Origin of the sequence: Bradyrhizobium neotropicale (genome assembly GCF_001641695.1) — a bacterium.
In the GTDB taxonomy this organism is placed as follows: domain Bacteria; phylum Pseudomonadota; class Alphaproteobacteria; order Rhizobiales; family Xanthobacteraceae; genus Bradyrhizobium; species Bradyrhizobium neotropicale.
In genome coordinates, this window is record NZ_LSEF01000061.1 from 145,019 (window position 1) to 165,726 (window position 20,708).

Annotated in this window: 20 protein-coding genes; 6 read left to right on the top strand and 14 right to left on the bottom strand. The window is 64.9% G+C overall.

From position 1 onward, the window contains the following. Window positions 1–215 precede the first annotated feature (215 nt). From AXW67_RS20905 to AXW67_RS20925, 5 genes are all read right to left on the bottom strand, one after another. The gene (locus tag AXW67_RS20905) at window positions 216–974 is read right to left on the bottom strand and encodes an SDR family oxidoreductase (RefSeq protein WP_027552478.1); all 759 of its coding nucleotides are present in this window, start codon (window positions 972–974) and stop codon (window positions 216–218) included. A gap of 26 nt (window positions 975–1,000) precedes the next feature. Beyond that, the gene (locus AXW67_RS20910) at window positions 1,001–1,759 is read right to left on the bottom strand and encodes a proteasome-type protease (RefSeq protein ID WP_027552477.1); all 759 of its coding nucleotides are present in this window, start codon (window positions 1,757–1,759) and stop codon (window positions 1,001–1,003) included. Between the two features lie 201 nt (window positions 1,760–1,960). Further along, window positions 1,961–2,806: a transglutaminase family protein gene (locus AXW67_RS20915; RefSeq protein WP_063679358.1), complete on the bottom strand. Its 846-nt coding sequence runs from the start codon at window positions 2,804–2,806 to the stop codon at window positions 1,961–1,963. Between the two features lie 107 nt (window positions 2,807–2,913). Beyond that, window positions 2,914–3,858: an alpha-E domain-containing protein gene (locus tag AXW67_RS20920; RefSeq protein WP_027552475.1), complete on the bottom strand. Its 945-nt coding sequence runs from the start codon at window positions 3,856–3,858 to the stop codon at window positions 2,914–2,916. A gap of 4 nt (window positions 3,859–3,862) precedes the next feature. Further along, the gene (locus tag AXW67_RS20925) at window positions 3,863–5,281 is read right to left on the bottom strand and encodes a circularly permuted type 2 ATP-grasp protein (protein WP_063679359.1); all 1,419 of its coding nucleotides are present in this window, start codon (window positions 5,279–5,281) and stop codon (window positions 3,863–3,865) included. Window positions 5,282–5,507: 226 nt separating this feature from the next. On the opposite strand from AXW67_RS20925, the gene AXW67_RS20930 reads away from it, so the two are divergent. The 3 genes from AXW67_RS20930 to AXW67_RS20940 all read left to right on the top strand — a co-directional run bounded on the left by AXW67_RS20930 (window position 5,508) and on the right by AXW67_RS20940 (window position 7,707). Beyond that, window positions 5,508–6,245, top strand: a complete 738-nt coding sequence (locus AXW67_RS20930) for a competence/damage-inducible protein A (RefSeq protein WP_063679360.1) — start codon at window positions 5,508–5,510, stop codon at window positions 6,243–6,245. Window positions 6,246–6,369: 124 nt separating this feature from the next. Further along, entirely contained in the window at window positions 6,370–6,885 is a 516-nt protein-coding gene (gene gpt / locus AXW67_RS20935) for a xanthine phosphoribosyltransferase (RefSeq protein ID WP_027552472.1), read from the top strand. Between the two features lie 165 nt (window positions 6,886–7,050). Next, entirely contained in the window at window positions 7,051–7,707 is a 657-nt protein-coding gene (locus tag AXW67_RS20940; protein ID WP_063679361.1) for a hypothetical protein, read from the top strand. 304 nt (window positions 7,708–8,011) lie between these two features. Here AXW67_RS20940 and AXW67_RS20945 read toward each other — a convergent pair whose 3' ends face one another. Both AXW67_RS20945 and AXW67_RS20950 read right to left on the bottom strand, forming a co-directional pair. After that, entirely contained in the window at window positions 8,012–8,245 is a 234-nt protein-coding gene (locus AXW67_RS20945) for a hypothetical protein (protein ID WP_035684879.1), read from the bottom strand. Further along, complete coding sequence (locus AXW67_RS20950) at window positions 8,245–9,267, bottom strand: methionine synthase (protein ID WP_063679362.1); 1,023 nt, start codon at window positions 9,265–9,267, stop codon at window positions 8,245–8,247. Before AXW67_RS20950 ends, AXW67_RS20945 begins: the two co-directional genes overlap by 1 nt. Window positions 9,268–9,374: 107 nt before the next feature. Between AXW67_RS20950 and AXW67_RS20955 the strand changes: the two genes are divergently transcribed. The 3 genes from AXW67_RS20955 to AXW67_RS20965 all read left to right on the top strand — a co-directional run bounded on the left by AXW67_RS20955 (window position 9,375) and on the right by AXW67_RS20965 (window position 11,799). Further along, window positions 9,375–10,094, top strand: coding sequence for a glutathione S-transferase N-terminal domain-containing protein (locus AXW67_RS20955; protein ID WP_063679363.1), 720 nt, complete (start codon window positions 9,375–9,377; stop codon window positions 10,092–10,094). 119 nt (window positions 10,095–10,213) lie between these two features. After that, complete coding sequence (locus AXW67_RS20960; RefSeq protein WP_063679364.1) at window positions 10,214–10,822, top strand: 2-hydroxychromene-2-carboxylate isomerase; 609 nt, start codon at window positions 10,214–10,216, stop codon at window positions 10,820–10,822. Beyond that, window positions 10,822–11,799 carry an NADPH:quinone oxidoreductase family protein gene (locus AXW67_RS20965; RefSeq protein ID WP_063679365.1) on the top strand — a complete coding sequence of 326 codons (978 nt, stop codon included), beginning with the start codon at window positions 10,822–10,824 and terminating at the stop codon, window positions 11,797–11,799. The genes AXW67_RS20960 and AXW67_RS20965 overlap by 1 nt, the downstream gene beginning before the upstream one ends. A 105-nt stretch (window positions 11,800–11,904) precedes the next feature. On the opposite strand, the gene AXW67_RS20970 is transcribed toward AXW67_RS20965, so the two are convergent. From AXW67_RS20970 to AXW67_RS21000, 7 genes are all read right to left on the bottom strand, one after another. Next, window positions 11,905–12,591: an alpha/beta fold hydrolase gene (locus AXW67_RS20970; protein WP_063679366.1), complete on the bottom strand. Its 687-nt coding sequence runs from the start codon at window positions 12,589–12,591 to the stop codon at window positions 11,905–11,907. After that, complete coding sequence (locus AXW67_RS20975; RefSeq protein WP_063679367.1) at window positions 12,588–13,478, bottom strand: crotonase/enoyl-CoA hydratase family protein; 891 nt, start codon at window positions 13,476–13,478, stop codon at window positions 12,588–12,590. The genes AXW67_RS20970 and AXW67_RS20975 overlap by 4 nt, the downstream gene beginning before the upstream one ends. 176 nt (window positions 13,479–13,654) lie before the next feature. Further along, a complete protein-coding gene (locus tag AXW67_RS20980; RefSeq protein WP_063679368.1) occupies window positions 13,655–15,076 on the bottom strand; it encodes an amidase in 1,422 nt (473 codons plus the stop codon). Further along, the gene (locus AXW67_RS20985) at window positions 15,069–16,241 is read right to left on the bottom strand and encodes a M20 aminoacylase family protein (protein ID WP_063679369.1); all 1,173 of its coding nucleotides are present in this window, start codon (window positions 16,239–16,241) and stop codon (window positions 15,069–15,071) included. The genes AXW67_RS20980 and AXW67_RS20985 overlap by 8 nt, the downstream gene beginning before the upstream one ends. Before the next feature lie 13 nt (window positions 16,242–16,254). Next, window positions 16,255–17,760, bottom strand: a complete 1,506-nt coding sequence (locus AXW67_RS20990; protein WP_063679370.1) for a M81 family metallopeptidase — start codon at window positions 17,758–17,760, stop codon at window positions 16,255–16,257. Window positions 17,761–18,029: 269 nt separating this feature from the next. Beyond that, window positions 18,030–19,679, bottom strand: a complete 1,650-nt coding sequence (locus tag AXW67_RS20995; RefSeq protein WP_063679371.1) for an ABC transporter ATP-binding protein — start codon at window positions 19,677–19,679, stop codon at window positions 18,030–18,032. A 129-nt stretch (window positions 19,680–19,808) separates the two neighbouring features. Next, window positions 19,809–20,696: an ABC transporter permease gene (locus AXW67_RS21000; protein WP_063679372.1), complete on the bottom strand. Its 888-nt coding sequence runs from the start codon at window positions 20,694–20,696 to the stop codon at window positions 19,809–19,811. Window positions 20,697–20,708 lie beyond the last annotated feature (12 nt).

Sequence of the window (20,708 nt, forward strand, 5' to 3'; positions counted from 1 at the left end):
CCAGAATCCCTCCGCAGAAAGACTCTGGATTGCTTCGCTGCGCTCGCAATGACAATTGTAGAGGCAGTGCACGGGATTACGTCATCTCACCCCGCCAGCCGAGCAGCAGTCGGCGCCCCTTGACGCCTACTGTGCATGGGGTTGTTTTTCAGTTTTTGAATAAGGCGCAGGGCGCCAGCCCTCTCCCGCAAGCGGGAGAGGGCTGAGGAAAGACCTTAGCCGCGCCCGACGAACGGCATCTTGGTGGCCATGACCGTCATGGTCAGCACGTTGGCATCGAGCGGCAGGCCCGCCATGTAGGCGACGGCATCGCCGACTGCTTTCGCGTCCATGCGCGGCTCGTGCTTGGTCGTGCCGTCGGGCTGCAGCACGCCGGGGCCGTTGACCATGCGGTCGGTCATCGGCGTTGCCGCGTTGCCGATGTCGACCTGGCCGACGGCGATGTCGTACATGCGGCCGTCGAGGTTGCTGGCCTTGGTCAGGCCCGTGATGGCGTGCTTGGTCGAGGTGTAGGCGGCCGAGAACGGCCGCGGCGCATGGGCCGAGATCGAGCCGTTGTTGATGATGCGGCCGCCGCGCGGGGTCTGGTCCTTCATGATGCGGAAGGCGTGCTGGGTGCACAGGAACGGGCCGGTGAGATTGGTGTTCACCACCGCCTGCCACTGTTCGAGGCTGAGGTCCTCGAAGTTGACGGGCGGCGCGCCCATGCCGGCATTGTTGAAGAGCACGTCGAGACGGCCATAGGTCTCCTTCACCTTGGCGAACAGCGCGGCGATCGAGTCCGGTTTGGTCATGTCGGCGGTGACGCAGAGGCTCTTGCCGGCTGGACCGAGCTTTGCCGTCTCCTCGAGCATGTCGAGCCGGCGACCGGTGAGCACCACGGTGAAGCCGGTGTTCATCAGCGCCAGCGCTGCCGCGCGTCCGACGCCGGTGCCGGCGCCCGTCACCACTGCGATCTTCTTTGCTTCACTCATTGTTTCCTGCCTTTTCTCTGGAGCTGTCAGGTTTTGGGTTCTTTTTCATTCTTGTAGGGCGGCCGCGGGATGTTCTGATGCGCGGCGCGCAAGGCCGCCGACCAGCGCGAGCGCAGATCGTGGAAATAGGGCTCGCCGGCCTCGATGCGGTGATTGAGATCGGCATCGCAGGCATCCGCGCGCACCACCAGCACGTCGATGGGAAGGCCGACGCCGAGATTGGAGCGCATCGTCGAGTCCATCGAGATCAGGCCGGTCTTCAGCGCCTCGTAGAGTTCGACGTCGTAATGCATGGCGCGGTCGAGCACCGGCTTGCCGTATTTGTGTTCGCCGATCTGCAGGTACGGCGTGTCGGTGGTGCATTCGATGAAATTGCCGGCGGTGTAGACCATGAACAGGCGCATGCGCGCACCCTTGATCTGGCCGCCGAACAGGAAGGACACGTCGAACGAGACGTCTTCGGATTTCAGCGCCGGTCCTTCGGTGGCGTGCACCGCCCGGATCGCGCGGCCGATGCGCTGTGCCGCCTGGAACATGGTCGGCGCGTTCATCAGCGTCTCGATCTCGCCCGTGTCGGGATCTTCCAGGCCCTCGGTCAGGGTCGACAGCACCGACTGGCTGATGGCGAGATTGCCCGCGCTCGCAATCGCCATGATGCGCTCGCCGGGCTTGGAGAAGATGTGGAGCTTGCGGAAGGTCGAGACGTTGTCGAGGCCGGCATTGGTGCGGGTGTCGGCGATCATGACGAGCCCGTCCCGAACCAGGATTCCGCAACAATAGGTCATTTCCAGTCCCCGAACGCGTTTGCGCGGAATTACTAGCCAATTTCAAAGGCCGGTCCAACCCCAATTCCCGTGAGGCGGCTGGGTGAGTTCGTCATTCCGGGGCGCGACGAAGGCGCGAGCCCGGAATCCACTTCATCCCAAGCGCTGAGGCCTGATGCCGGGTTCGCGCTGGCGCGCGCCCCGGCATGACGAGCTAGACAGTCACCCCTGCCACTGCGATTGCGACTGCCCGCCGCCGCGGCCGGCCTGCTCGACCTTGACCGCCACCGTCAGCGTCTCCAGGCCGCCGCCATAGCGGGTGCCGCGCACCGGGGCTGCGCCGAGATAGTCGAGCCCGATCGCGACGCGGACATGGGCATCGGTCGAGCAGATGCAGTTGGCCGGATCGAAGCCGATCCAGCCGAGATCCGGCACGAAGGCCTCCGCCCAGGCGTGGCCGGCATTCTGGTGGATGGTGCCGTCGGAGCGCAGGAAGTGGCCGGAGACGAAGCGCGCCGGCACGCCGCCGGTACGGGCGCAGGCAATGAAGATATGCGCATAGTCCTGGCAGACGCCGCGCTTGAGCGTGAACGCCTCCGCCGCCGAGGTGCCGCTGTTGGTCGGGTCCTCGTCGAAGGTCATGTGGTCGCTGATCTGCGTCATCAAGGTGTGGAGGAAGCCGAGCGTGTCGCTCTCGGCTTCCGCGCGCAACTGACGCGCAACCGCGGACATCGCCGGATTGACTTCGGTCAGCTCGGTCGTACGCAGGAACATGCCCGGTGGAAAGCGTTCATCGGTGCCGCGCAGCACGCCACCGGTGTCGTGCGTCTCGATCAGGCCCTCGGCAAAGATCTTGATGTCGCCGACAGACCCGCAGGACAGGACATGGGTGACGTTGCCGAAGGCGTCTTCATGGGTGTCGAGCTTGGTGTCGGTCGAGACGTCGATCTGCCATTCCGCCACATATTGCCCGTCATGGCTGCCGGGCGTCATGCGCAGGATCTGGATCACGCTCGTCGCCGGAGGTTCGTAGCGATAGGTCGTGGTGTGCTGGATTCGCAGGCGCATGGTGGACCGGTTGTTCTGGCGTCGTCATTCCGGGGCGCCCGAAGCGCGCCCCCGGAATCTCGAGATTCCGGGTTCGCCCTGCGGGCGCCCCGGAATGACAGCTTGTATCAGATCAAATACTGCCTCGTGATGATTTCGCCCAGCCTGGAATTGTCGGCAATGAATTCCTGAATGAATTCATGCACGCCGTGCTGGAAAATGTCGTTCATGTTGGAGTGCTCCAACCGGTTGCGGATGCCGCGAGCGTGGCGCTGGGCCGGGCCTTGCCGGCCATAGGCGACGCCGATCTGGTCGAGGTTGCGCACGAGATTGCCGTAGCAGCTCGCGAGTGACCGCGGCAACGTGTCGTTGAGGATCAAGAGATCCGCGATCAGCCACGGTTTCAGCGTCTCGCGATAGACCCAGTGATAGGCGGTGAGCGCCGACACCGAGCGCAGGATCGAGCTCCACTGATAGAAGTCGAGCGGGCCGCCGACATGCTCCTCCTCGGGCAGCAGCACGTGGTACTTCACGTCGAGGATGCGCGCGGTGTTGTCGGCGCGTTCGAGATGCACGCCCATCCGCGAGAACCAGTAGGCGTCGTTGCGCAGCATGGTGCGGTAGGCCGAGCCGTCGAAGCGTAGCGAGGTCTCCTGCACGAAGCGCAGGAACTTTGCCAGATCCTCGCGCGTCGAGGTGCCCTTGCTCCAGACCGCCTGGAGCTCGATCCAGGCCGAGTTGATGGTGTCCCACATCTCGCTGGTCAGCGCCGTGCGCACCGAGCGCGAGTTCAGCCGCGCCGCCTCGATGCAATTCCGGATCGACGACGGATTGTCCGCCGAGAAGGAGAGATAGTCGACGACGTTGGTTTCGTTGGCTTCCTGATATTGCTGATAGAAGCTTGCGGCGACGCCGGCGGTGAGCAGCGCCGAGTCCCATTCATTGGTCTTGCCGATATAGGCGGCGGGAAGCGCGGTAACGCGCAGCGTCGCATCGATGGTGCGCGCGAGATATTCGGCCCGTTCGACGTAGCGGGCGAGCCAGTAGAGGTTTTCGGCGGTACGCGACAGCATCTCTCTACTCGTCCAGAATCCAGGTGTCTTTGGTGCCGCCGCCCTGACTCGAATTCACCACCAGCGAGCCCTCCTTCAGAGCGACGCGGGTGAGCCCGCCGGGCACGATCGTGGTGCGCCTGCTGCCGGTCAGCACGAAGGGCCGCAGGTCGACATGGCGCGGAGCAAGGCCCGACGCCGTGCAGGTCGGACAGGTCGAGAGCGCCAGCGTCGGCTGGGCGATGAAGCCTTCCGGCTCGCGCTTGAGCTTCTCGCGGAAGGCTTCGATCGTCGCCTTCGTTGCCGCGGGGCCGATCAACATGCCGTAGCCGCCGGAGCCGTGGACTTCTTTCACGACCAGATCATTGAGGTTGTCGAGAACGTAGGCGAGATCCTTCGGCTCCCGGCAGCGCCAGGTCGGCACGTTCTTCAGGATCGGCTCCTCGCCGAGATAGAATTTCACGATATCCGGCATGTAGGAGTAGATCGCCTTGTCGTCGGCGATCCCGGTGCCGACGGCGTTGGCGAGCGTGATGTTGCCGGCCGCATAGGCCGACATCAGCCCGGGCACGCCGAGCACGGAGTCGGGACGGAAGGTGAGGGGATCGAGGAAATCGTCGTCGACGCGGCGATAGATCACGTCGACCCGCTTCAGCCCCTCGGTCGTCCGCATGAACACTTCGTTGTTCTTGACGATGAGGTCGCGGCCCTCGACGAGCTCGATGCCGAGCTTGTCGGCGAGGAAGGAGTGCTCGTAATAGGCCGAGTTGTAGACGCCGGGGGTGAGAAGAGCGACCGTCGGCTCGCCGGAGGCGCTTTGCGGCGCGACCGAGCGCAAGGCTGCGAGCAACTCGTCCGGATAGCGCTCGACCGGCGCCACCCGGTGCCGGGCGAACAGGTCCGGAAACAGCCGCATCATGATCTCGCGGTTTTCCAGCATGTACGACACGCCCGACGGCGTGCGGGCGTTGTCCTCCAGCACGATGAAGTCGTTGGCGTCGACCCGGACGATGTCGATGCCGGCGATGTGCACATAGACGTCGTGCGGCACCTGCTGGCCGTTCATCTCGGGGCGGAAGACCGGGTTCTGGAAGATCAGATCGTCGGGCACGACCTCGGCGCGCAGGATGTCGCGGCCGTGATAGATGTCGCGCAGGAACATGTTGAGCGCGCGCACGCGCTGCTTCAGGCCCTTTTCCAGCAGCGCCCATTCCTTGCCCGACATGATCCGCGGGATCACGTCGAAGGGGATCAGGCGTTCGGTGGACTCGGCCTCGCCATAGACCGCGAAGGTGATGCCGATGCGGCGGAACAGCAGCTCGGCCTCCTGGCGGCGATATTCGAGCGCCTCGGGAGGCGTCTCCTTGAGCCAGCGTGCCAGCTCCTGATAGGCGGGGCGAAGGTCCCCGCCGGGAATATTCATTTCATCAAACGCGACTGCCATAGATCCCGACTGTTCTCCGTGGCCATGCTTGGGAGAGTGCATGACTTCCCGGGGTGGTAGCAAGGCCCGGGCCAGCGCGATAAGCATGGACTGTGGGCATTTGCCGGGGATAGTCGGCAGGCTGCCTGAAAAAATGGCTGAGGACTGCTTATTTCGGCAGCAAAACCGCGTGACTTCAACGCGTTACCTCGGCAAAGTCGGCGCGACAGGTGAGGGACTTTGATTTATGAGCGAGATCGTCACGGCGGGCATTCTGGTCATCGGGGATGAAATCCTGTCCGGCCGGACCAAGGACAAGAATATCGGCTTCATCGCCGAATACCTGACGAACATCGGCATCGACCTGAAGGAGGTCCGGGTCGTCTCCGACGACGAGGACGACATCATCGCCGCGTTGAATGCACTGCGGCAACGCTACACCTACGTCTTCACCACCGGCGGGATCGGGCCGACCCATGATGACATCACCGCCGACAGCGTGGCCAAGGCGTTCGGCGTCGGCATTGATCATCATCCGGAGGTGGTCGCCCGCTTCCGCGAGCGCTGGAGCGGGCAGGATCTCAACGAGGCCCGCTTGCGCATGGCCCGCATTCCCGACGGCGCCGAACTGATCCAGAGCGCGACCATCCTCGCCCCCGGCTTCAAGATCGGCAATGTCATCGTGATGGCCGGCGTGCCGTCGATCATGCAGGCGATGATGGACATCGTCTCGCCCAAGCTGAAATCGGGCGTCCGCATGCTCTCCGAATCGGTCCGCGCCAATGCGCGGGAGGGCGACATCGGCAGCCCGCTGCGGGCGATCGCCGCCGCTCATCCCGACACCATCATCGGCAGCTATCCCTTCATGGATGAGGAGCAGAAGCCGAACACCAATCTGGTGGTACGCTCGCGCGATCCTGAGAAGCTCGCGGGCGCGATGGCCGCGGTGAAGGAAATGCTGGCAGGATTGAACATCACCCGCTAAAGCGCTTGCCTTGCACGCGCTTTAGCTTCTTCTTTGAGCATGATCTTGTCGGAAAACCGCTGCACACTCTTCCGGATCATGCTTGAGCACGGAGCTGCTGGACGACGATTGGCAGGAGACGACAATGGCTGGTGAAGCACCGGAACTGAGCGCGCAGAAGGCTTTCCCGGTCTCGTGGGATCAGTTCCACCGGGATTGCCGGGCGCTGACCTGGCGGCTCAACGAGGTCGGTCCGTTTCACGCGGTGATCGCGATCACGCGCGGCGGCCTGGTGCCGGCCGCGATCGTCGCGCGTGAGCTCGGGGTGCGCGTGATCGATACGGTCTGCATTGCCAGCTACGACCACACCAAGCAGGGCGACCTGCAGGTGCTCAAGGGCGTTTCCGAAGCGGCGATGAAGCTAGGCGGCGGCACCGGCAAGGGATTATTGATCGTCGACGACCTCGTCGACACCGGCAAGACCGGCAAGCTGGTGCGCGAGATGCTGCCCGATGCGCACTTCGCCACCGTCTACGCCAAGCCCAAGGGGCGCCCGCTGGTCGACACCTTCATCACGGAAGTGTCGCAGGATACGTGGATATTCTTCCCCTGGGACACCGCGCTCTCCTACCACCCGCCGCTCCGCGACGGCGCGGCTTGATCTTTTGCCTCTCCCCGCGTGCGGGGAGAGGCCGGACTGCATCGAAGATGCAATCCGGGTGAGGGGGAGCTCCCGCGAGTTCGTCTCTCACCATATTTGTGGATGCAGCCCCTCACCCCGACCCTCTCCCCGCGAAGGGCGGGGAGAGGGAGGAGAGCCGCGCTCATGCCCCTGCAAAATCGCGTTACGCCGACCGGCGACATCATCGCCACCCCGCACCGGGGCATGTTTACCGGCAACCGCGGCATCATCCATGATCCCGCAACGAAGACGCTGCTGAAGAAGCGCTGGTCGACGCCGGCCTGGCTGACCTGTACTTGCGAATTCCGTGGCCGCCGCCGCGAGGTGATGGCGACGCAAAGCTGGACCGAGCTGTTCTTCCTGGACGAGGCCACCGCGCTCGCCGCTGGCCATCGTCCCTGCTTCTATTGCCGCCGCGACGATGCCAATCGCTTCCGGGCCGCATGGGAGAAAGGCAATCGCGTGCACGATGTCCGCATGCACGACATCGACACGGTGCTGCACCACGAGCGGCTGGAGCACGGCAAGAAGCGGCTGCACGCACTCGTGATGCCGCTCGACCAGCTCCCTGACGGCGCGATGGTGAGCCAAGGCGAGGAGAGCTTTCTGGTGACGCAGGGCAGGGCGCTGTTGTGGTCGCCGGCGGGTTATGTCGCGGTGGAGCGTCAGCCGGACGAAGCAACACTGCTGACGCCACCGTCGACGCTACGCGCTTTGCATGCCGGCTATGAGGTTACACTGCATCCCAGCGTACAGTCAGTTCCCTCTCCCCTTGCGGGGGAGGGCCAGGGAGGGGGGTAGCCCCAAGCGAGAGCGGAGTTCGTGGCTACCCCCTCTCCAGCTCTCCCCCTTGCGGGCAGGGCTATCGCATATACCCTTGTGGCGCGCGCTCGGCCTTCATGGTTCGAGACACGCCGTAAGGCGGCGCTCCTCACCATAAGGGTCTAAGATTTTGCCGCAAAACAAGACCTCATCCTGTGGAGCCCGCCAAAAGCGGGCGTCTCGAATGATGGGCCGCAAGGAGGCTGCCTGCCAAACTCTCTCTCATATGCGATAGCCCTGCCCGCAAGGGGGAGAGAGCGCAGTGTGCACGTGGCAATACCTGCTACCTCAGCGGCCGCCCCTGCTCATCTACCGTCATCCGCGCGTCGCGCAACGCCCATTCGCGGATGACCTGGCGGCAGCGGGTGAGCTCGGCCTCGCTGGCGGTGCCCGCATCTTTCGACGCGCGCTCCACCATTGCCTTGCAATTGAGAAGCACGGAGCGGTCCTCAGCGCGTGCCGGCAAGCTGATCGCCGCAATCGCAGCGACGACGAGTGCCAGACGGACCAAAGCCATCACCCCAGCTTCTCGCGCGCCAGCGCGGCGCCGGCGCCGAGCGCCATCAGCTTGGCTTCCGCGATCTCCCGCCGCATCGGCGCCATGCCGCAATTGGTGGTCGCGATGATGTTGCTCTTGGGCACGAATTTCGACACCGCATCGATCACCTGCACGACGTCGTCGGCGGTCTCGACCGTATCGCTGGCGACATCGATCACGCCGGCCTGCACGATCTTGTTCTTGAGCAGCGCGAGCAGATCCAGCGGCACCTTGGAATTGCGGCACTCGATCGCGACCTGCTGGATCGAGCTCGCATCGATCGCCGGAAAGATCTGCTCATACTGCCGCCACTGGCCGCCGAGCGTTTCCTTCCAGTCGGTGTTGGCCTTGATGCCGTAGCCGTAGCAGATGTGAACGGCGGTCGCGCAGGTGAGGCCCTCGGCGGCGCGCTCCAGCGCCCTGATGCCCCAGTCGTTGACCTCGTCCATGTAGACGTTGAAGGCGGGCTCGTCGAACTGCACGATATCGACGCCATCGGCCTGCAGCGCCTTGGCTTCCTGGTTCAGCAGCTCGGCAAAGGCAAAGGCCATCTTCACCCGGTCGCCATAATAGCGATCGGCGACGGTGTCGATGATGGTCATCGGGCCGGGCAGGGTGAATTTCAGCTTCTTCATCGTATGCGTGCGTGCCACGCGCGCTTCATCAGCGTGGACGCGCCCCTTGAGCTGGAGCGGCGCGACCACCTGCGGCACCATTGCCTTGTAGCGGTCTTTGCGGATGCCCATCTCGACCTTGTGGGCGAAATCGATGCCGTCGATCTTCTCCAGAAAGCCGTGCACGAAATGCTGCCGGGCCTGCTCGCCCTCGGTAACGATATCGATGCCGGCGTCTTCCTGGACCTTGACCGCAAGCATCGTCGCGTCGCGCTTGGCGCGAGCAAGCTCATCGCCTTTCGACTTCCAGGGCGCCCAGAGCATGTTGGGCTCGGCGAGCCAATCCGGCTTCGGCAAGGAGCCGGCGATCGTGGTTGGAAACAGCATGGCGGCCCTCCGCATCGGTTGTGATTGCGCCCCTTCCTGCCATGTCTTAACGTCGAGGTACAGAACAACAAAAGTCGCTGAAACCGGCGATATCGACAGGGAAGGCGATGATCGATCTCTACTACGCGCCGACACCGAACGGCTGGAAAATCTCGATCATGCTGGAGGAACTCGGGCTTTCCTATAACGTGATCCCCGTCAACATCCGCGCCGGCGAGCAGTTCAGCGCCGAGTTTCTGGCGATCTCCCCGAACAACCGGATTCCCGCAATCGTCGATCGTGCACCCGCCGATGGCGGCGCGCCGTTCTCGGCCTTCGAGACCGGTGCGATCCTGGTTTATCTGGCGGAGAAGACCGGCCGTTTCCTGCCGTCCGATCTGCGCGGCCGGTCCACCACCATCCAGTGGGTGATGTGGCAGATGGCCGGGCTGGGGCCGATGCTCGGCCAGCACGGCCATTTCGCGCTCTATGCGGCGGAGAAGATTCCTTATGCGATCTCGCGCTACCGCGATGAGGCGGCGCGGCTCTATGGCGTGCTCGACCGGCAGCTCGGCAAAACCAGTGCCTATGTCGCCGGCGACTATTCCATCGCCGACATCGCCTGCTTCCCCTGGGCCATGACCCACAAGGCGCAGGGCTTTACGCTCGACGACTATCCGAACGTGAAGCGCTGGTACGCCGAGGTGCGGGCGAGGCCGCAGGTGCAGGCGGGACTTGCGATCGGCAAGTTCGTGAAGGAGCCGTTCGACGAGGAATCACGCAAGATTATGTTCGGCGAGCGTGCAAGGAGCTGTTGGGAAAGAAGTAGTGCCTGGTCCTCATGGTGAGGAGGCGCGTAGCGCCGTCTCGAACCATGAAGGCCCGACTGTCACCCGCGGCCATCCTTCGAGACGACCGCTGCGCGGTCTCTCAGGATGAGGACCGCGAAATAGAAAAAGGAAACGCCATGATCGAGTTCTTCTTCGACTGTTCCAGCCCCTGGACCTATCTCGCCTTCCACAATATCCAGCCGCTGGCAAAAGAGCTTGGCGACGAGATCTCCTGGCGGCCGATTCTGGTCGGCGGGATATTCAACACGGTCAATCCCAGCGTCTACGCGCAGCGCGAAAAGCCGGTGCCGCTGAAGGCGCGCTACATGAAGAAGGACCTCGAGGACTGGGCACGTTCAGCCGGTCTGGCGATCAAGATGCCGCCGACGGTGTTTCCGGTCAACAGCGTGAAAGCGATGCGCGGCTGCATCTGGCTCGGTAACGACATGGTGCCGTTCGCGACCGCATTGTTCGAGGCCTATTGGGGCGAGGACAAGGACATCTCGCAGGACGCGGTGCTCGCCGAGATCTGCAGGAAGGTCGGCGTCGACGAGCAGAAATTCTTTGCCGGCATTTCCGATCAGGGCATCAAGGACCAGCTCAAGACCAACACCGAGGAGGTCGTGGCCCGCGGCGGCTTCGGCTCGCCGACGATCTTCGTCGGCAAGACGGACATGTATTTCGGCAACGACCGGCTGCCTTTGATCCGCGAGGCGCTGCTGCGCCGCAGGGCGAGCGCGGCCTGATGGTGCGGGCTGTCGTTTGCCGCGCGCTCGGTGCGCCCGAGACTTTGCGGCTCGAGGAGTTTCCCTCCCGGCCGCTCGGGCCGGGCGAGGTGCGTGTCGCGATCCGCGCTGCCGGGCTCAATTTTCCCGACGTGCTGATGGCCGCGGGCGAATATCAGCTCAAGCCGGAGCTGCCCTTCACGCCGGGGATGGAGGCCGCCGGCGATGTGAGCGAGGTCGGGTCGGAAGCGAGCGGCTTCGCTGTTGGCGACAGGGTCATCGTCAAGATGCGCCACGGCGCATTCACCGATGAAGCGGCGGTGACGACGTCGCAGCTCACCCCAATGCCGTCGACGTTCGACTATGCGGAAGCGGCGACCTATCTCGCCGGCCACGGCACCGCCTATCATGCACTGATCGATCGCGGCAGGGTCGAGCCGGGCGAGGTCCTGCTGGTGCACGGCGCCGGTGGCGGCGTGGGTCTTGCCGCCGTCGAGATCGGCAAGCTGTTGGGGGCTACCGTGATCGCGACGGCCTCCAGCGACGAGAAGCTGGCGATCGCCAAGGCGCGCGGGGCGGATCATCTCATCCGCTATGACCGCGAGCCGTTCCGCGATGCCGTCAAGCGCATCACCGAGGGCCGCGGCGCGGACGTCGTGTTCGATCCCGTCGGCGGCCAGGTCTTTGAAGACTCGATGCGCTGCATCGCCTGGGGCGCGCGGCTCTTGGTGATCGGCTTCACCGGCGGTATCGGCTCGGCGAAGACCAATCTGCTGCTGATCAAGGGCGCCAGCGTGCTCGGCGTGCGCGCCGGCGAAGCGGTACGAAAAAATCCGGCGCTCGGCGAGGTGCGCTTGAAGGCGCTGCTGAAATGGGCGGAGGAGGGCAAGCTCCGCCCCAACGTTTCGCACCGCCTGCCGCTGGAGGATTTTGCGAAGGCGATGCGGCTGTTGCTCGACCGCAAGGCCATCGGCCGCGTGGCGCTGGTGATGGAGTAAGAAAGTAGGGTGGGTTAGCGAAGCGTAACCCACCGCTTCTCTCAATGCGCGGAAAGTAAAGAGGTGGGTTACGCCAAGCGGACTGCGCTTTGCGCAGCCGCAGGGCTAACCCACCCTACGAGCTGATCCCGGCGTAAATCGTCCATCCTGCAAGAATGCAAGGGTCGCGGCGATCGCCGCGTCATTGCGCACAAGCCATGGATGCGAGGCGTGCACCACCATGTGATCCGCCATGCCGTCGACGCCGGTGTTTGCAACCGATACCCGGCCGTCATGGGGGCGCGGCAGCAGGGCGCCAGCCACAGGATAGATCGAGCGGTCGCCCGCAATGATCCCGACGGGATAGTCGACCGGCGGCAGGAGTGCCGCTGTCGTGGTGTCACGACGTGTGCCGAGCTGTTGTCCGGCGGGACCGAAGAAGGTGCGATACAGGGGAAACCTCTTCAATCGATCGGCGATCTCGCTGCCGCCGTTCGGCGTACCGAGCATCACGACGCGGCCGAGATTCCGCGGACGACGCCGAGCGAGATAGGCGCGAGCAACGAGCCCTCCCATGGAGTGACAGACAAAATGCACGGAACCATCGAGGGCGCCCGCAAACAATTCAATTGCAGGATCGATATCCTCGACGAGCTCCTGGAGCGCCTTGCGGCGGCTCGCATAGTCGACATTGAGCGTTGCGTAGCCGGCGCGCTCGATCGCAATTTCCATCTTGCGAAACGAGCGCGCCGTCCGGCTGATCCCGTGCAGGAGGACGACGCCGTCTTGCGGCTTCGTCGGCTCCAGGGTCACTTGTACTCGCGCTCCGTCCACCACGGGAAATAGTCCGGCATGTCCGTCGAGACCTTGTTCTTGAACTGCGCGGGGCGCTTCTCCAGGAACGAGACCACGCCTTCCTTCACGTCGTCGGAGCGGCCGCGGGCGTAGATGCCGCGGCTGTCGACCTTGTGGGCCTCCATCGGATCGTCGGTGCCCATCATGCGCCACATCATCTGACGGATCAGCGCCACCGACACCGGCGCGGTCTTGGCGGCGAACTCCTTGGCGAGTGCGCGCGCGGTCGGCAAGAGGTCATCCGGCGGCACGACCTTGCTGACGAGGCGGCCGGCGAGCGCTTCCTGCGCCGGGAAGACGCGGCCCGAATAGCACCATTCCAAGGCCTGCGAGATGCCGACGATGCGCGGCAGGAACCAGCTCGAGGCCGCCTCCGGCACGATGCCGCGCTGGGAGAACACGAAGCCGAACCGTGCGGCGTCGGATGCGATGCGAATGTCCATCGCGAGCTGCATGGTGACGCCGATGCCGACCGCGGGGCCGTTGACCGCGGCGATCACCGGCTTCAGGCACTTGAAGATGCGCAAGGTCACCTGGCCGCCGCCGTCGCGCACCTGTGGATCGCTGTAGTCGACCTTGCCGTCGGCAAACCGCTTCACCGGCCCGCGCCGCGCGTCGCGATCGAAGGTGTCCGCGCCGGAGGAGAGGTCGGCGCCCGCGCAAAAGCCGCGGCCGGCGCCGGTGACGATGATGGCGCGGACGTTGTCGTCCTTGTCGGCGGCGTCGAACGCGTCGATCAGCTCGGCTTGCATCTGCGCGTTGAAGGCGTTGAGCTTGTCGGGCCGGTTCAGCGTGATGGTGAGGATCTGCTCGGCGACCTCGTATTTGATCGTCTCATACGCCATGGGATTTCCTTCCTTGGTTTCTTATCGTTCTCTCTAACACGTCATTCCGCGGCGCGCGAAGCGCGAGCTACGGTGCGCAATTGCACCTGAGAATCCATCTCTCCGCACCAGTTGTGCCGATGAATGGATTCCGGGCTTGCGCCAAGAGGGCGCAACCCGGAATGACTGAACTGCAGTTATTTCGCCGGAGGGCTGGGCCAGGGCCGCTGCGCGCCACGCAGGCCTTCGAACGCCTTGGCCAAGCCGAGCACACCGATATCATCGAAGCGGCGGCCGACGATCTGCACGCCAATGGGAAAACCCTTGGCATCGAAGCCGCCGTTGATGGAGACAGCGGGGTTCTCCGACATATTCCACGGCACGGTATAGCAGATGTGCTCGAACGGCTTCATCGGATCGTTGGTTGGCGACGCCAGCTCGGCCGGAAAGTTCACGTTCGGCGCGGTCGGCGAGATCAAATAGTCGAGCTCGCAGAACAGCTTTGCCGCGGCGGCGCGGATCGCCATGGTCTGGTTGAAGCCGCGGATCACCTCGACGCCCGACAGCTTTGCGCCCGACTCGCCCCATTTGAAGATATAGGGCAGCACCTTGGCCTGTTCGGCTGGTGAGAGCTTCGACAGATCGTCCCACATCCGCGCGCGCCAGAAATTGTCGAGACCGTCGAGCATCTCGCGCGTGAGGATGCCGTCGACTTCGGTGATGACGGCACCTGCGGATTCGAACGCCTTGGCGGCCTTGACCGCGACCTCGCGCACCGGCTTCTCCAGCGGCAGCCCGACGCCGAGGTCGAGCATCAGGCCGATGCGGAGCTTGCGCGGCGACTTGTCCAGCGTCTTCCAGTTGAGGGGCTCGGCGGGCAGGCTCATGCCGTCGCGCCGGTCGGGCTTTGCGATCACGCTCATCATCAGCGCGCAATCGTCGACCGTGCGGGTCATGGGACCGGCAACGCGGCCGACATAGGTTGGATCGATCGGCACGCGGCCAAAGCTCGGCTTCAAGCCGACGAGGCCGCACCAGCCCGCCGGCAGGCGCACCGAGCCGCCGATATCGGTGCCGAGATGCAGGGGACCATAGCCAGCGGCAGCGGCGGCGCCGGCGCCCGCGCTGGAGCCGCCGGGGTTCTTGGAGAGGTCCCAGGGATTGCGCGCGAGCGCATGGAAGCTGGAGAGCCCGGAGGACAGCATGCCATAATCGGGCATGGTGGTCTTGGCGAAGATGATCGCGCCGGCCTCGCGCAGTCGCGCGGCGGGCGGCGCATCTTTCTCGGCCGGCACGAGCTTGACGCTCGCCGCGCCCAGCGGCACCGGCACGCCCTTGGTCGCGATGTTGTCCTTGATCGTCACCGGCACGCCATCGAGCGGGCCGGACGGCTCGCCGCCAGCCCAGCGCGCGGTCGAGGCCTTGGCGACCTCGCGAGCGCCGTCGGGGTCGAACGCATAGAGCGCCTTGAGGTGCGGCTCCCACGCAGCGACGTGCTCGAGCACGTCCTCCAGCACCTCGCTCGGCGAGAACTGTTTCGCGCGATAGCCCGCGATCAGGTCGACCGCGGCCAGATCGTGCAGCGAGGTGACCGCCTCGTCGGCGCCGTGCTTATGCATTGCTACCTGCCGGCATGCGCGTTTCGATGATGCGGGCGAACATGCTGGCACCGATCGGCAGGATCTTGTCGTCGAGCACGTAGCCGGGATTGTGCACGGGCACCGAGCCGTCATGGCCGACCCAGAAATAGGCGCCGGGAATGGTCTGCAGCATGTCGGCGAAATCCTCGCTGCCCATCTTCGGCTGGGTGCGGGTGATCACGTTGGCGGGATCGACGACGGTGCGGGCGACTTCCTCGACCACCTTGGACTGCTCGACCTGGTTGACGAGCACGCCAAAGGCATCGCGGATTTCGGCTGCGATCTCGCACTGGAAGGCGCTCGCGACGCCGGCGCAAATGGTGCGCATGCGCTCGCGGATCAGGGCGCGGACTTCATCCGAGAAGGCGCGCACGGTGCCGCAGAGATGGGCTTCGCCGGGGATGACGTTATAGGCCGAGCCGGCATGGATCTGGGTAATCGACACCACGGCCGACTGAAGCGGCTCGACATTGCGGCTGACGATGGTCTGAATGGCTTGCGCCAGCGTGGTCGCGATCACCACCGCGTCCTTGGAGCGCTCCGGCATTGCGCCATGCGCGCCATAGCCGTTGATCCGGAGGTCGAAGAAGTCGGCGCCGGCCATCGCCGGTCCCGGCAGGATCGCAATCTCGCCGTGATTGAGATCGGGCGCGTTGTGCAGGCCGTAGAGCTCGTCGCAGGGGAATTTCTCGAACAGCCCGTCCTTGATCATCGCGCGGGCGCCGCCGAGGCCTTCCTCGGCTGGCTGGAAGATCAGATGCACGGTGCCGTCAAAGTTCCTGGTCTCGGCGAGATAGCGCGCGGTGCCGAGCAGCATGGTGGTATGGCCGTCATGGCCGCAGCCGTGGAAGCGGCCGGGAATGGTCGAGCGCCATTTCAGGTTGGTATTCTCTTCCATCGGCAGCGCGTCCATGTCGGCGCGAAGGCCGATGCGCTTGCCGCTCGTGCCTTTGCCCTTGATGACGCCGATAACGCCGGTGCCGCCGAGACCACGATGCACCTCGATGCCCCAGCTCTTCAGCTTGTCGGCGACGATGCCGGAGGTGCGCACTTCCTCGAAGCCGATCTCGGGATGGGCGTGCAGGTCGCGGCGGATGGCGGTGAGTTCGTCGGCATAGCCGTCGATGCGGTCGATCGTGGGCATGTGTCCTGTCCAGTTAGCGTGAAAGGGGCGTGAAAACGGGGCCGTTCGGCTTGATGCGGATGCCTGGGCGCAGTTTGGTCCAGGGCAGGGAGGCCGTGTCCGCCGGCATCGCGCCCGGTGCGGCGCAGATCAAAAGCTTTGCCGCGATCGGCTCGAAATCGGCGCGGAAGTGCACCGAGCTCTTGTTGACGAGAATGGCCTGCTCGGTCGGTTCGATGCCGACATAGCGATACATCGCCTGGTCGGCGAGCTGCGCCTTGTGCGAGCTCACGACCACGCGGACGTCGCCGATGCGAAGGCACGCGGACGGACCCATCTCCATCTCGCGGCCGCCATAGTAGGGGCCGGGCGCGATGAAGCGGCCGTCGGACAGCTTTTCGACGACGAAGGTCTCGCGATAGGGCTCGTCGCCGGGAATGCCGGACTTGCCGCCGAGCGACAGCGTCACGGTCGCGCCGGTTCCGGCCGCATGCGCGGCCTTCGCCGAGTCCGGATCGTAGATCACGCCGGTCGCGGCACTCGCCTTGTTGCGCACCAGCGCGCGCAGCATGCCGGTGGTGTCGGAATCGCCGCCGGCGCCCGGATTGTCCTGGGTGTCGGCGATGATGATCGGCTTGCTCGCGCTCCTGGCGAGTTCCATGGCGTGGCGCACGCCTTCATCCGGTGCGTAGATCTTGCCGTCGAAATCGTCCTCGTGGCTTTCGATCAGCTTCACGATCGCGTCCGCGGCGCGATCAGCGTCAGCTTGCGTCTTGCCATAAGCGAACACGCTCGGTCCGCAGTCGCGGAAATCGGCCGCCGGAAAACCCGGCGCGAAGGACAGCGTTGGCACGGCATCGCTTTCGAGCGCGGCGAGCTTTTCGTAGATGCCCTTGGTGGGCTGGTCGTTGGTGCACTGCCAGCTGATCGGAATCAGGAACGGCAATTGCCGGAACGCTTTTGCGAAGCGCATCTTCGTCTTGAGCAGCAGCGCAAGATGCCTCGCGGAAGCGCGGCCCGTGTCGGCCATGTCGACGTGGGGATAGGTGCGGTAGGCGATCAGCGCGTCGGCATGCGCGATCATCTCGGGCGTGACATTGGCGTGCAGGTCGAGGCTCGCAACGAGGGGAACATCGTTGCCGATGATGCGGCGCACGCGCGCCAGAATCTCGCCTTCGCCGTCGTCGAGATGCTCGGTCACCATCGCGCCGTGCAGGTCGAGATAGACCGCATCGAGGGGACCTGCCGATTTGATGCCGTCGACCATGACCTTCACGATGCGCTCGTAGGCATTCTTGGTGACATGCGCCGACGGGCTTGCGCCGCAGGCGATCGTCGGAACGAGTTCCCAGCCATTGGCCTCGGCGCTCTCGGCGAAACCGGCGAGCCCGACATTGATGCGGCGCATCACCTTCAGCACGTCGGCGCCTTCGGTCATCGCCGGCCAGCCGCCGCCATGCTGGAAGTCCTCAAACGTCGCCTTCGTCGGAGCGAAGGTGTTGGTCTCGTGCAGGAAGCCGCCGACGGCGATACGGGTCATTCAGTTCAGCCCAACGCGATTGAAAGTGCGCGACGTTAGCCTTGGCCTTGCGGCCAGAGCAAGGTGGGAAGCAATTCGAAAGCGCATGGGGTCAAGCTGTTTTGGGAATGCTGCGGATGCGGTGGGTTTGAGCGAAGCCAGCTCCTTCCGCCGTCATTCCGGGGCGCGCCCACTTGGGCGAGCCAGGAATCCATTGTGCAACAGTGTCCGCGGCCCGATGGATTCCGGGCTCATCGCTTCGCGATGCCCCGGAATGACAGCGGCGAAAGCTACACGCTCGCTGCCACACCCTCCGCCACCGGCCGGAAGTTCGCGAAATCCCAGCCGCGGCCGGGCGCCGCATCCAGCAGCGACTTGGTGTAGGCCTCCTTCGGGTGCATCAGCACTTCGCCCGCCGGGCCCTGTTCGACGACGCGGCCGTGTTGCATCACCACGACCTCGTCGCAGATTTGGGCTGCGACGCGCAGATCGTGGGTGATGAACAGGATCGCAATACCGAGGCGCTTCTGGATCTCGTCGAGCAGTTCCAGCACCTGCGCCTGCACGGAGACGTCGAGCGCGGAGACCGCTTCATCGGCGACCAGCACGTCGGGATCGAGCGCGAGCGCGCGGGCAATGGCGATGCGCTGGCGCTGGCCGCCGGAGAACTGGTGCGGATAGCGCGCCACGGCGTCGGCCGGCAGGCCGACGAGCTCGAGCAGCTCGCGGGCGCGCTTCATCGCATCGGCGTGCGCGACGCCGTAGTTGATCGGGCCTTCCGCGATGCTCTCGCCGACGGTGACGCGCGGGTTGAGCGAGCGGTAGGGATCCTGGAACACGATCTGGATCTTCTGGCGGTGCGGCTGCAGCAGCCGCCGCGACAGGTCGGAGATCTCGCGGCCGGCAAGGCGCACGCCGCCGGAGGTCGGGTCGATCAGTCGGACGATGCAGCGCGCCACCGTCGATTTGCCCGAGCCGCTTTCGCCGACGATGCCGAGCGTGCGCCCCTTGCGCAGCGTGAGGGTGACCTTGTCGGCGGCGACGACTTCGCGGCCTTTGCCGAAGAACGAGCGCTCGCGATAGACCTTGCCGAGATCGTTGGCTTCCAGCACGATCGGTTCCTTGGTCTCCTCGCGCGCCGGCCGTGGCACCAGGCTCGGCACCGAGGCGAGCAGGTTGCGGGTGTACTCCATGGTCGGATTGCGCAGGATGGAGTCGAGCGGTCCGGTCTCGACCAGCCGGCCCTGCCGCATCACCGCGACGCGGTCGGCGATCTCCGCCACCACGCCCATGTCGTGGGTGATGAACAGCACGGCGGTGCCGTGATCGCGCTGGAGATCGCGGATCAGGGTGAGGATCTGCTTCTGCGTGGTGACGTCGAGCGCGGTGGTCGGCTCGTCCGCAATGAGGAGCTTCGGCTCCAGCACCAGCGCCATCGCGATCATGATGCGCTGGCGCTGGCCGCCGGAGAGGCGGTGCGGGTAGGAGGCGAAGATGCGCTCGACCTGCGGCAGGCGGACATGCTCCATCATGTCGAGGATGCGCTTCTTCCGCGCTCTGCCGTCGAGATCGGTATGGGCGCGCAGCACCTCGTCGATCTGGCGGCCGACCGGCACGACCGGATTGAGCGCGGTCATCGGCTCCTGGAAGATCATCGCCATCTGCGTCGCGCGGAGCTGCCGCAGGCGGCGGTCGGTCGCTGTGAGCAGCTCTTCGCCGACCAGCTTGACGCTGCCGCCGGTCGGGTTCAGCGAGCCCTTCTGCAGCAGGCCCATCACGGTCAGCGAAGTCACCGATTTGCCCGAGCCGCTCTCGCCGACGAGGCACAGCGTCTCGCGCTCGCGGACCTGGATCGAGATGCCGTCGATGATCTTCGGCCCGCTCGACTTCTTGCCGACGGTGACGACGAGGTTGTTGATGTTCAGGACGGTGTTGGTCATGCAAGCTCTCTCGTCATTCCGGGGCGCGCGGAGCGCGAGCCCGGAATCCATCGGGCCGCAGTACAGGTGGTGAAATGGATTCCGGGCTCGCGCCAAGGGGCGCGCCCCGGAATGACAGCGTTACTTGCATCACTTCCCCTCACGCTGCTTCATGCGCGGATCGAGTGCGTCGCGGGCCGCGTCGCCGATCAGGTTGATGCTGAGGATCGCGATCGACAGCAGCAGGCCGGGCCAGAAGATCAGCGACGGCTTGAGCTGGAAGTACTGGCGGCCCTCGGCCATGATGTTACCCCAGGTCGGCGTCTCCGGCGAAATGCCGGCGCCGAGGAAGGAGAGAATGGCCTCGGTGAGGATCGCTGACGCGCAGACATAGGTTCCCTGCACGATCAGCGGCGCAATCGTGTTCGGCATCAGGTGACGCCACATGATCTTCGGCAGGGACGAGCCGACCGAGATGGCGGCCTCGACATAGGGCTCCTCGCGCGCCGACAGCACGACCGAGCGCACAAGGCGCGCCACGCGCGGAATCTCGGGGATGGTGATCGCCACCAGCACGGTCCAGATGCTGGCGCCCGACAACGACACCACCGCGATTGCGAGCAGGATGCTCGGCATCGCCATCAGGCCGTCCATGATGCGCATCATCACGGAATCGACCAGCTTGAAGAAGCCGGAGACGAGGCCGATCGCAAGGCCAATGGCGACGGACAGGACGGCCGAGCCGATACCGATCAGCAGCGAGATACGGCCGCCATAGATGACGCGCGACAGCAGGTCGCGGCCATAGGCGTCGGTGCCGAGCAGGAATTGCGCGGAGACCGGCTTCAGCCGCTGCGAGGGCGCAAGCTGGATCGGATCATGCGGCGCGATCAGCGGCGCGAGGATCGAGATCAGCACGATCAGCGCGAGGCAGACCGTCGCCGCCGCGATGATCGGCGTCGACGTGAGGAATCCGAAGCGAGGCCTGAGCGGCGACGTGATCGGAATGGACGACTGGGGAAGGGTATCGACCGACATTCTGGATATCCT